The organism is Halobacteriovorax sp. RT-1-1, assembly GCF_047085455.1.
In the GTDB taxonomy this organism is placed as follows: Bacteria; Bdellovibrionota; Bacteriovoracia; order Bacteriovoracales; family Bacteriovoracaceae; genus Halobacteriovorax_A.
In genome coordinates this window covers 1,335,000-1,349,183 of sequence record NZ_JBKIXZ010000001.1, presented here as the reverse complement: position 1 = coordinate 1,349,183, position 14,184 = coordinate 1,335,000, and the positions used below count along the sequence as shown (strand labels likewise).

Sequence of the window (14,184 nt, the reverse complement as noted above, 5' to 3'; positions counted from 1 at the left end):
GATGAATCTTGTATGATAAACGCAATAAAGAAAACATTTACAAAGAATACTGAAGAACAAAACCTACCATTAGTGGACTTTTCTGATCCAGCACACCACTGGATCGTTTCAAATCCACATATTTTTAGATTCTTTCAAGATATACTTGGACAACTCGATGAAGAAGAATGTGAGAGCTTGGCCTCATATGGACAATTAGTTTTTCTCGAAAGCCAAGGAATGTACTCAAGTGTTATTCCTTCACATGGAGATAAAACATTTGTTCTTATTTACCCTCAATTACTAAAATTGATTCGTTCAGCAGATAACGAAATGGCCCAAGCAGTTATCTTCCATGAATTAGGTCACCTCTACTATCGTCATTTTACAATGAGGTCACAAATTGGAGAGATGACAAAACAAATTGAAGCAGATGAGTTCTCTATTCGTCATGGCCATGCTCTTGGACTATTTAATTTCTTAAAGGGTATGCCAATTACAACGGAAGTTAGCCAAAGACTAGAAATGATTCGTTTAAGAACTTAATTTCATCTCTTATTTTAGCTGCATCTTCAAATCGAAGATCCTTTGAAGCTTCTTTCATCTCTAGCTTAAGCTCAGCGATACGCTTCTTAATTTCTTCAGGAGACATCGAGACTTCTTTAGGTCCACTCTTCTTACCTTTCTTCTTATTTCCTCGAAGAGTCTCGATAACACCACCAGATACCTCTTTCAAAATAGTTTGAGGAGTGATTCCATTGGCCTCATTATACTCCATCTGAATAGCACGACGCCTTTTCGTTTCACCTATTGCTCGCTCCATCGATTTTGTCGTTTGATACGCATACATAAGAACCTTACCATCACTATTTCGAGCGGCACGTCCAATTGTCTGAACGAGTGATCTCTCAGATCTTAAGAAGCCTTCCTTGTCTGCATCTAAAATTGCGACAAGAGAAACCTCAGGTATATCAAGTCCTTCCCTTAATAAGTTAATACCAACAAGAACATCAAATTCCCCAAGTCTAAGATCGCGAATGATTTCAACTCGCTCAATTGTATCGATATCACTATGAAGATACTTCACTTTAATTCCACTACCATGATAGAAATTAGTTAGCTCTTCAGCTAACTTCTTCGTTAGTGTTGTGATTAAAACTCTTTGACCTTTTTCTATGATTTTTCTTACTTCAACAAGGAGGTCATCAACCTGATTGGTAGCATCCCTAACTTCGATAATTGGATCGAGAAGGCCAGTTGGTCTAATGATTTGTTCAACAAACTCACCGTGAGTTCTCTCTAACTCATAATTTCCAGGAGTCGCTGAGACATAAAGAATATCGTCTAACTTTGTCTTAAATTCTTCAAAGTTTAAAGGACGGTTATCAAGTGCTGATGGAAGTCTAAAGCCATAATCCACAAGATTTAACTTCCTTGCTCTATCTCCCCTATACATCCCTCCAACCTGAGGAACAGTAATATGGGACTCATCAATAATCATAAGAAAGTCTTTTCTAAAAAAATCAATGAGAGTCGGAGGAGGATCACCAGGCTCACTTCCTGTCATATGGCGCGAGTAGTTTTCAATACCAGAACAAAAGCCCATCTCTTCAAGCATTTCGATATCAAGAAGTGTTCTTTGTTCAAGTCTTTGCTTTTCTACCAGTTTATTTTGTTTTTCTAATTCCTGTAGTCTTTCACGAAGCTCAACTTTAATAGTCTCCAAAGCATGCTCCATTCTCTCCTCTCCAACAACATAGTGAGACTTTGGATAAATTGTCACCTTCTGTAGTGCTTGTATCTTTGTTCCTCTTAAAGGATCAACAATTGTAATACTCTCAATCTCATCATCGAAGAACTCAACTCGTACAACATTTGAATCCTCGTGGGCCGGAAAGATTTCAACGATATCACCACGAACGCGAAAGCATCCACGAACAAAGTCGATATCATTTCTTTCATATTGAATTGCAACAAGTGACTTTAAAAATTCGTCGCGATCTTTTTCATCTCCAACAAAGAGAGTCTCTCTCATATTCGCATACTCATCAGGGGAACCAATCCCGTAAATACAACTAACAGATGAGATGATAATCACATCATCTCTTTCCAGTAGTGAACGAGTTGCCGAGTGGCGAAGTTTATCGATCTCATCATTTACTGATGAGTCTTTTTCAATATAAGTGTCACTTCCAGGAACATAGGCTTCTGGTTGGTAATAGTCATAATATGAAACAAAGTATTCAACAGCATTATCGGGAAAGAATTCACGAAACTCTGCATAGAGTTGAGCAGCAAGAGTCTTGTTATGGGCGAGAATAAGAGTTTTCTTTCCTAGCTTTTGGATAACGTTGGCCATGGTAAAAGTTTTTCCAGAACCTGTTACACCAAGAAGTGTTTGTTCCTTAGTGCCGCTTGTAAGCTTCTCTACAATTGTTTTAATCGCCTCAGGCTGATCTCCACAAGGCTTAAACTTCGATTTTAAATTAAATACATTTTCACTCATATGCCTATTTTATCTTATTATCATAGTTTAAAACAGCGAAATTGAGTTATCATTAATATAACCAAGTTAGTTTTTGTAAACTCGATAGAAAGTTTATATGATAGTAAAAATTCGAATTGTTATTAGGGTTTATTATGAGTGTAGGTGAAACACCTAAAGGTGAAAAAAGAAAGATCGCGATCATTGAGACAGCAATCGATCAGATGGCGCACAAAGGTATTGATGGTGCATCTTTTCAAAAGATTGCAAATACACTTGGAGTTAGCCAGTCTGCAGTTTTTCACTACTTTAAAAATAAGTCTCAACTCTTTCTTGGAGTTCTCGACTTTATCGTTACAAAGAACCACGCTAGAGTAATAAGCACAATTTGCGAAGAAGATACTTCTTTAACTAAACTAAAAAAGCATTGTCTTGCTAATTTCCAATGGCTCATTGACCGTCCCAATGAGGCCAAAACGATTCTCTATCTTTACTATCGCGCTTCTATCGACAAGAAGGTTTCACAAACTGCTGCCAACCTCATTCACACCGGTAGACAGAGGATAATCGACCTCGTTCGTAGCGCTCAAAAAGATGGGCAGCTCGCAAAAGACCTAAACCCTGAGCTTGCTGGTCAGGCCATTCATGAATTTCTAACAGGTGCTATCATCCAGATATTAAGCCTTTATAATGTAATTGATCCAAAAAAAGAAGTTGAAGCCTACACAAAAAGGCTTGAGACGATAATTAACCGACTAAACAACTAAAGAATAGCGTAAAATTTCCGAATAGCTATTGGTGAAGATTCTAATATCTTGTGTATTTTCCATTCTAGTAATTCTTAGCTTTATTCTTAGTAAAGACGAGGTTGCACGCCGCTCAATTGCAAGTGTAAATAGGCCAAATTCTTGTCTCGAGGCCATTTCTGAATTTGTTAATTTTGGAGCGGATCCTAAGTATGACACAAAGGTTGCACAAATCATGACTTATCTGAAAGATAAGTATAAGGGGATCAACCTTTCTTATATTCATCGTTCAGGACTAGATCGTAAGATAGAAGATGGCCACTTAGTTTTCACTACTTTAAGAGGGAATTTAAAAGTTCCTCTTAATCAGCAGCATCTTATTAATGCCGATAAAGTAAAGGCGGTAACTCCCCTTTCACAACTGAGCGACTATCATCAAAAGCAATATGAGAATAATATTTCAAAACTTTATAAGTATCAAAATGATATCAGCACTATTATTTATGAAGCTCATAAGAAAGATGAAAAAGAAATAACAGATTATCTTCTAGGTGAATATCAACGAATCAATACTCTTATCAAATTCTACCGTGGAGAATTAAATTACGTCCCATATGCACAACTTGGAGATAACCCTTATAAGTTACACGAGCCAGTTCATGTAGACTCTCAAGGAAGAACAAGAACTCTTGTACATTTTGATAACTCGAGCTCAACGAGCAACTCTATCTTTAATATTTCTGCAAATGAGAGTGAAGAGATAACTTACCAAACGATGTTTGCGAACTTTTTAAATAGCTTAAACTACAATCAAAACTTTTTCTCACCTCAAAGAAGGATCAAAAAGATTCAAAGCTTTACCTATATGGATGATAATGAAGTGAAGGCATCCTTTCATATGATTGATGCTATCAGAGACTATGAATCACGTCCTGAACTAGTCAGAACCGTGAGAGACTTTCTTTTTAATGAATATAAGAATCGTCTAAATATCGAAGACCAAGACTTAGATAAGCTTAAAGAAATAACGGAGCAATTAGAAAGTCGTACAATCGTTCTTGCAGCAGCTCGAAACTCTCAGATAAAATATTCATTTAAAGGTCATGATGATTCTGGTATTCGCTACCTATCTAGAGAAAAAGATTCGATCGATATTTCGGGAACAATTTCAATTACTCTTTCAAAAGAAGTAAATCAGAAGCTTCCTCTTGAGATCTTTACTGGCCATGAGGTAGAAAGACAAAGAGGTGAAATAATAGCCGAAATTGGACGTTTTGCAGTGGATGGGAATGATTCCATTTTCAATGCAAATGACTTAATAGCGGCCGTTACATTTGCGGCACAGAAAGTAGAGGGCCTTGATCGCATTGTCATAGAAGCGGATAAAATTAGGGCCCGCTCATTTAAGCGCTGGGGCTTTAAACCAATTCACGAGCGAATCAATTACGAAGGAAACACTGAGTACATTATGGAAGTTACACCAAAAGAGTTACTCGAAAATGTTGAAAAAAGATATTTTGAAAGTCTTTGAAAAAAATAAAGCGCTTGCAAGTTACCCCACAAACGCTTATTTCACACACACAACACAAGAGAATAAGTTCAAAAGAACCTTGAACTTATAAAGCTATTAATTAAAACAGCTCTCAATTTGATTTTTTACTTCAGTTTTCTCTGCCCCATTCTTGATTGAAATCTCTTGAACAATTAGGTCTCTACACTGCTCAAGCATTTTCTTTTCACCGAACGAAAGATTCTTCTTATTCTTTAATAAGAAAAGTGATCTAAGGACATCAGCAATCTCAATAAGTGAACCAGTCTTCACTTTTTCCATATAGTCTCTGTAACGACGGTTCCAAGTTGAATTATCAACTGTTACATCATGATCATTAAGAAGCTCGTAAACTTCACTGATCTCTTTTTCGTCGACGAGTACTCTAATTCCATCTTTGGAATTTGTAGGAACCATTACAGTCATTCCATTAGCTACAACTTTAATGATGTAGAATGAAAGACTTTGTCCTCCTACCTCGCGATCTTCGATGTCCACAATTTGTCCCACACCGTGGCCAGGGCAAACTGCGTAATCTCCAATGTTAAACATTTCTACCTCCAAGGGTATTTTCTCTCCCATTGAATATACTACGACGCAGCATCAGCCTCAATGAGCCTTGTAAGATTTACATATGATCTTTGAATTTTAGACAGTTCGTTGTAGAGAAACGACCCAATAATTTCAACTACTTATATTTAGCTGAGTTACGATAAAGAGGAAGCATGATCTCAAAAGTCGTATTCTCCTCTTTATTAAGATATTTAATGTGGCCATTCATCGACTCAACGATCTGAGTACTAAGGGCCAAACCAATGCCCATACCGGCTTCTGGCTTAGTTGTATACATATATGCAAAGAGCTTCTTCTGATCCTTAAGATCAATCCCTTTACCTGTATCAACAATATGTATGATCAATTGGTTTTCACTATTAGATTTATAGCGAATCGTAATTCGCCCTCTTTCCATCTCTTCAATTGCATCAACAGAATTGGAAACAAAATTTGTGAGTACCTGAAGAATCTGAACTTCCTTTCCCCAAATCTGACAACCTTTACAGTCACCTTCAATATTCAAAGCAATATTATTTGCACTACATTTATGAATAACAAGCTCTTGTAGCTGATCAAAGAGCTTATCTACATTAATTGCACTATTGTTTAGATGATTAGAGTTCTTAGATAAAAGCTTGATCCCTTTAATAATTTGATCAATCCTTTGGGCCTGATTCTTAATCATATTAAACTTTTTCTTCTCTTCTTCATCAGCAGTGTTCTTCTCTAGTCTTTTCACACTCCACAGAAGTACAGTAAGAGGATTATTAATTTCATGAGCGACATTGGCCGCAAACTCACCTAGATTTGCCAGACGATAATTATTAACAAGCTCAACATTCTTTTCTTCAAGCCTCTCATCACTTCGAATTTTTAAAACAAGGATGACGAGGAAACCAATAAGGCAGATAGTTAAACCGGTAAGAGAAGCTAGGTAAACAGCACGCTTAAAGTCAAAAGATTTGGTGATATCGCCATAGACATAGGCAGAGATTTGCCAAAACTCACTTTCAAGCTCTAAGTTCAAGTCACTGAGTCGCTCTAGAATTAGAATTGAGCGAGCAATCTCCTTAAAGTCATTTTCCGTAAATTGATAGCCATCTACACTCTCGGCCCTCGTAAGAACTGTCTCAATAATACCACGAGCAGACGTGAGGATTTCATTTGCAACCTTCAGGTAGTCTTGAAATGATTTCGTTTCATACTCATCTAAAATAAAAGCTTCACTCTTTAGTGCACTAATTTGTCCAAAGCTAGCATCAATTCTTAAATAGGCATCTTCGAGATTATCAATTGTTGGTGAATCTTTAAATTTTATAAGTTTTTTATGAGTGTCATGAATAGCGTAGGCCACATGAAAATAAAGTCTAGCAACAACTCTTGAGTTAAAAAGTCTGTGCTCTTCCTTATCAAAAATTCGAAGCCCTGCTCCAAATCCAGCAGAAAGCATCAAAACGAGAATAATTAAGAAGCTATAGAATAAATGCTTATTAGAAAGCTTACTCATAGACAAATTCGATCTCATTTATCATCCAAATCCAGTCAGCTCCTTCTTCAGTAATCTTATCTTTTGAAATAACCCCTAAGTCTTTTCTAATAATTCTCATAGGGCCAAGCTCTGAATTTTCAAGCCACTTCCCATCCTGCTTATACATAATATAAGTCGTTTTAGAACGTTCAACATTTCTTTTAATATGAACTTTATAAAGATTAATGGCCTTAAGTTTCACGGACGTAGCTGTAGGCGCAAAATAAACAAACAGACTCTCAAGAGAGAAAGCTGTTACCTTTATCTTCTTATGCTGTTGATATGGATCAAAAAAATCAAACTCAACACTTGGGATTTTAGTGAAGTAATCAACCTTCACAACCTTGTCTTCGGTATGAAGTTTTTGATTTAAGATTGCAATTTTTTGTCTAGGTACTTTAGCAATCACGCTAATACTAAAAAACGTAGCGATTAGTAGCAAAATTTTCATAAATAATTTTTATCACGATTAAGTCGATTTGACCAAGTATAAAAGAAAAATAGAAACTAATTAGCGATAAAGGGGCAACATGATTTCAAAAGTCGTATTTTCCTCATTATTTAGGTATTTGATATGGCCGTTAAGAGACTCAATGATCTGTGAACTAAGGGCAAGTCCGATTCCCATACCTGTACCAGGCTTACTCGTGTACATATAAGCAAAAAGCTTCTTCTGATCTTTAAGATCAATCCCCCTACCGGTATCGATAATATGAATAAGTAACTGATCTTCAAGATTAGTTTTATACTTAATCGAAATTTTCTTATTATTCATTCCCTCCATTGCATCAATAGAGTTAACAATAAAGTTTGTGAAAACTTGAAGAAGTTGAACCTCTTTCCCCCAGACCTTACTTCCTGAGCAACTCCCTTCAATATTCAAAACAATATTATTAGCGACACATTTATGAATAATAATCTCTCGCAGGTGTTCAAAGAGTTCTTCAATATCTATTGGGCTATTATTTAAGTGATTAGAATTTTGAGAAAGAAGCTTTATCCCCTTAATGATCTGATCAATCCTCTCGGCCTGACCTCTAATCATCGCCAAGCTTTTCATTTCCCCATCGCTGTTATTAACTTTTTCAATTCTTTTTACGCTCCACAATAAAACCGTGAGTGGATTATTGATCTCATGAGCAACATTAGCGGCAAACTCACCTAGGTTTGCGAGTCGATAATTATTAAGCAGCTCAACATTTTTTTCTTTTAGCTCTTCATCACTCCTACTCTTTAAAATAAGCATGATCAGAAAGCCGGTCAGACAAATAAATAGACCAATTAAAGAAGTGAGAAAAACAATTCGATTAAATTCAAATGAACCTGCAGCATCCCCAAATACATTTGCAGACAACAGCCATGACTCACTCTCTAGCTTTAATGTTAGATTATTCAAGCGCTCTAAGATGATTAGAACTTCATCAATTTTATTCAAGTCACTAGCAACATAAGAATATCCCACATTTGACTCAACCTTAAAAAGGAGTGCTTCAATCTTTTGTCTAGCAGTATTAAAGCTACGGTCGACTTCAGAGAGATATTTCAGAAACGACTCTGTATCATATTCAGCAAGAGAGTAGATTTCACTCCTATAGGCCATTGTATGACCAAGGATTGCATCGGCCCTAAGAAAAGCGGACTCAAGGGCTTCAGAACTTGGACTCTTTTTAAATTCTTCAAGGTTCTGGGAAGTGGCATGAATACTTGCGACCACTTGAAAATACAATCTCGAAATAACACGAGCATTAAACAGCTTAGGCTCATCTTTATCAAAGATACGAAGACCGGCCCCTACTCCTGCAGCGATAACAAATATAAAAATTACGATGAAACTGTAAAATAAGTGTTTATTCGAAAATTTATTCATAGATGAAAGAAATCTCATTAATCATCCAAATCCAATCTATTCCTTCTTTGGTAATTTTATCATTCGGAATTATACCTAAACCTTTTCTGATAACCCTTAAAGGACCTAAGTCAGAGTTTTCCATCCAATTTCCATCTTGCTTATACATGACGTAAGTTGTTTTGGCCCTCTCAGTATTTCTTTGGATAATAACTTGATAAAGATTAATGGCCGTTAGCTTTACTGACTTTGCATCTGGAGCAAAGTGCTTGAAAAGATTCTCAAGAGAGAATGCCAACGCTTTATTCTTTTTATTCTTTTGATAGGGATCGACGAAGTAGAATTCTTCACTTGGAATATTTGTAAAATAATCAACTTTTGCAACTTTAAGCTCTTTATGAAGTCGTTGATTCATTATTTTAATTTTTTGTCTTGGGATCTGAGCAAATGCCGAAATCCCGAATAATGCTAAAGACAGTACAAGAGTTTTCATACGTAAACTTAACACGACAAATTCTCTTTATAAACATAAAAAAGGCCTTGTCATAGACAAGGCCTTCTCTCATTATACTTTTAAGATAAAAAGATAATTAGAAACGTGGACAAATTTCATCTTTTTCGAAGAAATAAGCAAGTTCTCTTTCTGCAGAAGCTAGAGAGTCAGAACCGTGAACAGCGTTTTCACCGATTGACTTAGCATATAGCTTTCTTAGAGTATTTTCAGCAGCTTCAGCTGGGTTAGTAGCACCCATGATTTCTCTGTTTCTTTCAACTGCGTTTTCACCTTCTAGGCACATAAGTACAACTGGCGCAGAAGTCATGAAAGCAACAAGCTCACCAAAGAATGGTCTATCTTTATGCTCAATATAGAAACCTTCAGCTTTCTCTTTTGAAAGGTGAGTAAGTTTAAGAGCAGCGATTCTTAGACCTTCTTCTTCAAATCTCTTAATGATGTTACCGATGTTGTTATCAAGAAGCGCGTTTGGCTTAACGATACTAAAAGTTCTTTCCATTTTAATCTCCTTAAAATTATCTTGCGGAAAATTTCCTAAATTCTTTAATTAAAGGTTCTTTAAAACCTTCTCCATTGTCTCACCAAGTTCAGCTGGAGAACGTGATACAGTTACACCACACTCTTCAAGAATTCTAAACTTAGCTTCAGCAGTGTCATCACCACCAGAGATGATTGCACCTGCGTGCCCCATTCTCTTACCTGGAGGCGCTGAAGCACCAGCGATGAAAGAAACAACTGGCTTACTCATGTTCTTTTGAATCCAACGACCTGCATCTGTTTCTGCAGAACCACCGATCTCACCGATCATGATAACAGCATCTGTATCTGGATCTTTTTCGAAAAGCTCTAGTACGTCGATGAAGTTAGTTCCGTTTACTGGGTCACCACCGATACCAACACAAGTTGATTGTCCGATATCTCTTTGAGTTAATTGGTAAACAGCTTCATAAGTAAGAGTTCCTGAACGAGAGATAACACCAACACGACCTGGCATGTGGATGTGACCTGGCATAATTCCGATCTTACACTCACCTGGAGTGATAACACCTGGACAGTTAGGACCAATTAGTCTTGATTTTGAACCTTTAAGAGCTGCTTTTACCTTAACCATATCTAGGATAGGAATCCCTTCAGTGATAGCAATGATAAGTGGCATTTCTGCATCGATTGCTTCAAGGATTGAGTCAGCTGCGAACGGAGGTGGAACCATAATCATGGCCGCATTCGCTTCCGTCTTATTCATAGCTTCTTTGATTGTATTGAAAACAGGGAAACCTTCGTGAACTGTTCCACCTTTACCTGGAGTTACACCACCAACAAAGTTAGTACCGTAATCTCTTGATTGTAGTGAATGGAAAGTACCTTGCTTACCTGTAAAACCAACAGTGATTAGTTTTGTATCACGATTAATAAGAATGGCCATTACGCCTCCCCTTTTGCTGCTTCAACTGCTTTCTTTGCAGCATCAGCTAGATCTTCAGCAGCGATAATTGCAAGATCTGATTCATTTAATATTTTCTTACCTAGAGCAACGTTTGTTCCTTCTAGACGTACTACTAATGGAACTGTAAGTTCTAGTTCTTTTGCAGCTGCAACAACACCTTCAGCGATAATGTCACATTTCATGATCCCACCAAAGATATTAACTAGAATTGCTTTTACGTTCTCATCTTGAAGAATTAGAGAGAATGCTTTTTGAACAGTTTCTTTTGTTGCTGATCCACCAACGTCAAGGAAGTTAGCTGGCTCACCACCGTGTAGCTTAATGATGTCCATTGTACCCATTGCAAGACCTGCACCGTTTACTAGACAACCAATATTTCCATCAAGCTCAATATATGCTGCACCAAATTCACTTGCTGCAAGTTCTTTATCACTTTCTTCAGTTGGATCTCTTAGTTCTTGAACCTCTGGATGCTTGAAAAGAGCGTTTGAATCAAAGTTTAACTTTGCGTCTAGTGCTAAGATATCACCTTGCTTAGTTTTTACTAATGGGTTGATCTCTGCAATTGAACAGTCATACTTCATGTATAGATCGTAAAGACCTTTAAAGAAAATTGAAGCTTCCTTCACTTCTTCTTTTGTCTTAAGACCAATTCCGTATGCAAGCTTTCTAGCAACAAATGGAGTGAACCCAGCTGCTGGATCGATTGCTACTTTAATAATTTTCTCTGGAGTATTGTGAGCAACTTCTTCAATTTCAACTCCACCTTCTTCAGAGGCCATCATTGTAACTTTACCAGTTGCACGGTCTAGAACAACACCAGCATAGTACTCATGCTCGATGTCACATCCTTCTTCGATGAATAGTGTGTGTACTTTCTTTCCTTCTGGACCAGTTTGGTGAGTAACAAGAGTCTTACCTAGAATATCGTCAGCGTGTAAGCGAACTTCTTCGATTGACTTTGCAAGCTTAACACCACCTGCTTTACCACGCCCACCTGCGTGAATTTGAGCCTTAACAACCCAAATATTTCCACCTAATTTTTCTGCAGCAGCAACTGCTTCATCAACAGTCTTCGCTACTTCACCTCTAAGAACCTTCAGGCCCATATCTCTCATTAAACCCTTGGCCTGGTACTCATGTACGTTCATTAAAACTCCTAAGTTTTTTGTCTATGAAATATTCATGATTTTACTGGCTTATAATAGAGGGCAAGACCATATCTTTCTAGGTGAGTCGTGTCATTTTCCCCAAGTTTTTTGTGCATTAAATGATTAAGATTTAGAACTGAAGATTTATTCACAATATAACGCTTACAGTCTTGTAGCAATTTCTAAACTTTCGCACAATTATGACATGGAAAACATACTTATTAGCCCTGGTAAATTTAGATTAGACGGTGGTGCCATGTTCGGCATTATTCCAAAACCATTATGGAACAAGGTTCATCCTGCGGATAATGACAACCGCATTGACCTCGACCTAAGACTTTGGATCATCAAGGACCAAGATCGCATCATTATAACAGATACGGGAATTGGCGATTATCACGGTGAAAAGTTTGATGAGCAATTCGATGTTCGCCAAGAACACTCTCCTTTAAAGAAGGCACTTGCCGACAAGGGAATTGATTGTGCAGATGTGACAGACCTTGTGATCTCTCACCTACACTTCGACCATGTTGGTGGGATGGTATATAAAGATGAAAATGGTGAATTTGCACCGGTCTTTCCAAACGCTACGATTCACCTTCACAAAGACCACTGGGAATATGCACTTAATCCAACGTTAAGAGATAGTGGCTCTTTTCATAAGCAATACTTTAAAGAAACAATTGAAAGGTTTGATAAAGCTGGACGTGTTCACTGGCTCACTGGAAAAGAAGGTGAAATTTTAAAATTAAGTAATGATAGCCTTCGTTTTAAGTGCTCTTATGGCCATACTCCTCACCTTATACACCCATATACAAATGAATATATCTATCTTGCCGATCTAATCCCAACATCAAATCACGTTCACGTGCCTTGGGTAATGGGCTATGACATTGCTCCTGGGCAGACGACTGTTGATAAGATTGAATTTCTAAAGATGATTGTAGAAAAAGATCTTCGCGTAATTTTTGAACATGACCCTAAATATGCCAGTGCAAAGATTACGCAAAATGAGCGCGGAAAGTATATTCCAGTAGACTTAGAGTAGCTTTTGAATTTCTGCTTGAATATCATTCTTTGAAGACTGAAAAATCACGCGGTCATCATCCATAAACTTTCTTAGGTAGAGACGCTTTTTCTTATTTAGCATTCCATAGCGAGACAGCTTATCAGTAAGCTTCACACTCCAAGCACTTATATCTTTACCCAAAGAGTGTATTTCATTTTCAAGTTTCCTCTCTTCACTAGAAAGTCTTGCATCATTAAGATCATAATTCGATAAAATAATACTCTGTAACAAAGGTGCAATATTTTTTGCATATCGTTGCTTAAATTCTTTATGGGCCAACCATCCACTAACCTGACTAAGAGAAAGACGATAGTGAATAGACATCGAAGAAATGAGGGCCTCTAGTGTTCTAAGCTTTTCATTAATTGCAGCAATATTCTTTTTTGAAGCAACAGTCTTCTTTTTCTCAACTTTTGTAATTTGTGCAATATATTTTTCACGTGTTTCAGGAACAAGGAATACTTTCTTTTCTAAAACTTCACGGTTTGAACCAGTCCCAAATTTGCTCTTAATATTATCCAATAGTCCAAGATAATCGTAAATGAAAGTTACAGCATAAGAACCAGGTATGAAGTTTTGTCCTTCCTCTAATGTTAGATCCTTAAACTCAATAATTCCGCCTTCACCAATATTATGGGCCTTTACAAGAACATCCCCACGATGTAGCTCATCAGGTTTTCGATGAAGGATGAGCTCAACACTTACTCTCCTTTTAAATGGAAGCTTTATATAAAGAGCAGACATATCCTTATTAACAATTAAATGTACATCATTTGCACTAACAGGCTTCTTAAATTCATTTAGTGCACTAATAGAGATATTTTTTAACTCAACTTCTTTCACTTTAGGGCCTGCGGCCATGTAGAAACTGATAACCACAACAACTGTGATGATAAAACTTGCAATAACTGTTGTATAAATTGGAAACTTACTAGGTAACTTAATGTCTGCTGCGACATCAAGTTTCTCGCTACTATCTTCTAACTCACGTTCGAAATCGTCCTCATCTTCAATCTCTTCCTCTAAAGGAGGTGGAGTATCATCCTCATTGTAGTCATCAAAGAACTTCGCTTCGTGTATAGGAATCTCAGGAAGATCATGATCTTCATCTAAAACCTTAGACTCATAATAAGATTGGGCCTCATTACGGGCAACTTGAATGACTGCAAAGACAGGCTTCCAATTCTTGGCCCCTTTGCGCCAGCAAAGTTGATAGGATTTAATTAGACCTTTATCATAAAAGTCGATAATATCTTGAGCGTTGAATGGTCCCTTATTTTTGCCGGACTGATTAATATACCAATTTTTTTGCATAGTT

At 37.0% G+C, this 14,184-nt stretch carries 14 protein-coding genes; 4 read left to right on the top strand and 10 right to left on the bottom strand.

All coding sequences use genetic code 11. From position 1 onward, the window contains the following. Positions 1-12 precede the first annotated feature (12 nt). Positions 13-525, top strand: a complete 513-nt coding sequence (locus ACMAWV_RS06690; protein WP_103216878.1) for a M48 family metalloprotease — start codon at positions 13-15, stop codon at positions 523-525. Here ACMAWV_RS06690 and uvrB read toward each other — a convergent pair. Further along, positions 488-2,485: an excinuclease ABC subunit UvrB gene (gene uvrB / locus ACMAWV_RS06685; protein ID WP_103216877.1), complete on the bottom strand. Its 1,998-nt coding sequence runs from the start codon at positions 2,483-2,485 to the stop codon at positions 488-490. The genes ACMAWV_RS06690 and uvrB overlap by 38 nt on opposite strands. 134 nt (positions 2,486-2,619) lie before the next feature. Here uvrB and ACMAWV_RS06680 point away from each other — a divergent pair, with 134 nt between their 5' ends. Together ACMAWV_RS06680 and ACMAWV_RS06675 are read left to right on the top strand one after the other, a co-directional pair. After that, positions 2,620-3,231 (top strand): TetR/AcrR family transcriptional regulator, encoded by a 612-nt coding sequence (locus ACMAWV_RS06680; RefSeq protein ID WP_412469697.1) that lies wholly within the window; start codon positions 2,620-2,622, stop codon positions 3,229-3,231. 31 nt (positions 3,232-3,262) lie between these two features. Further along, positions 3,263-4,741 (top strand): N-acyl amino acid synthase FeeM domain-containing protein, encoded by a 1,479-nt coding sequence (locus ACMAWV_RS06675; protein ID WP_412469698.1) that lies wholly within the window; start codon positions 3,263-3,265, stop codon positions 4,739-4,741. 96 nt (positions 4,742-4,837) lie between these two features. On the opposite strand, the gene ACMAWV_RS06670 is transcribed toward ACMAWV_RS06675, so the two are convergent. The 8 genes from ACMAWV_RS06670 to sucC all read right to left on the bottom strand — a co-directional run bounded on the left by ACMAWV_RS06670 (position 4,838) and on the right by sucC (position 11,797). Further along, positions 4,838-5,311: a CarD family transcriptional regulator gene (locus ACMAWV_RS06670; protein ID WP_233189682.1), complete on the bottom strand. Its 474-nt coding sequence runs from the start codon at positions 5,309-5,311 to the stop codon at positions 4,838-4,840. A gap of 136 nt (positions 5,312-5,447) precedes the next feature. After that, positions 5,448-6,839, bottom strand: a complete 1,392-nt coding sequence (locus ACMAWV_RS06665) for a sensor histidine kinase (RefSeq protein WP_412469699.1) — start codon at positions 6,837-6,839, stop codon at positions 5,448-5,450. After that, positions 6,814-7,293 (bottom strand): hypothetical protein, encoded by a 480-nt coding sequence (locus ACMAWV_RS06660; protein ID WP_146037770.1) that lies wholly within the window; start codon positions 7,291-7,293, stop codon positions 6,814-6,816. The genes ACMAWV_RS06665 and ACMAWV_RS06660 overlap by 26 nt, the downstream gene beginning before the upstream one ends. 60 nt (positions 7,294-7,353) lie before the next feature. Further along, positions 7,354-8,709 carry a sensor histidine kinase gene (locus tag ACMAWV_RS06655; protein ID WP_393099566.1) on the bottom strand — a complete coding sequence of 452 codons (1,356 nt, stop codon included), beginning with the start codon at positions 8,707-8,709 and terminating at the stop codon, positions 7,354-7,356. Next, complete coding sequence (locus ACMAWV_RS06650; RefSeq protein WP_412469700.1) at positions 8,702-9,181, bottom strand: hypothetical protein; 480 nt, start codon at positions 9,179-9,181, stop codon at positions 8,702-8,704. The genes ACMAWV_RS06655 and ACMAWV_RS06650 overlap by 8 nt, the downstream gene beginning before the upstream one ends. Before the next feature lie 97 nt (positions 9,182-9,278). Further along, complete coding sequence (gene ndk / locus ACMAWV_RS06645; RefSeq protein WP_103216869.1) at positions 9,279-9,707, bottom strand: nucleoside-diphosphate kinase; 429 nt, start codon at positions 9,705-9,707, stop codon at positions 9,279-9,281. A 42-nt stretch (positions 9,708-9,749) separates the two neighbouring features. Further along, positions 9,750-10,625: a succinate--CoA ligase subunit alpha gene (sucD, locus tag ACMAWV_RS06640; protein ID WP_021266725.1), complete on the bottom strand. Its 876-nt coding sequence runs from the start codon at positions 10,623-10,625 to the stop codon at positions 9,750-9,752. Beyond that, on the bottom strand, positions 10,625-11,797 hold the full coding sequence (gene sucC, locus ACMAWV_RS06635; protein WP_103216868.1) for an ADP-forming succinate--CoA ligase subunit beta: 1,173 nt from the start codon (positions 11,795-11,797) through the stop codon (positions 10,625-10,627). Before sucC ends, sucD begins: the two co-directional genes overlap by 1 nt. Positions 11,798-12,002: 205 nt before the next feature. On the opposite strand from sucC, the gene ACMAWV_RS06630 reads away from it, so the two are divergent. Then, the gene (locus ACMAWV_RS06630; RefSeq protein ID WP_412462763.1) at positions 12,003-12,845 is read left to right on the top strand and encodes an MBL fold metallo-hydrolase; all 843 of its coding nucleotides are present in this window, start codon (positions 12,003-12,005) and stop codon (positions 12,843-12,845) included. On the opposite strand, the gene ACMAWV_RS06625 is transcribed toward ACMAWV_RS06630, so the two are convergent. Beyond that, entirely contained in the window at positions 12,837-14,180 is a 1,344-nt protein-coding gene (locus ACMAWV_RS06625) for a DUF4339 domain-containing protein (RefSeq protein WP_103216866.1), read from the bottom strand. The genes ACMAWV_RS06630 and ACMAWV_RS06625 overlap by 9 nt on opposite strands. Positions 14,181-14,184: the final 4 nt, after the last annotated feature.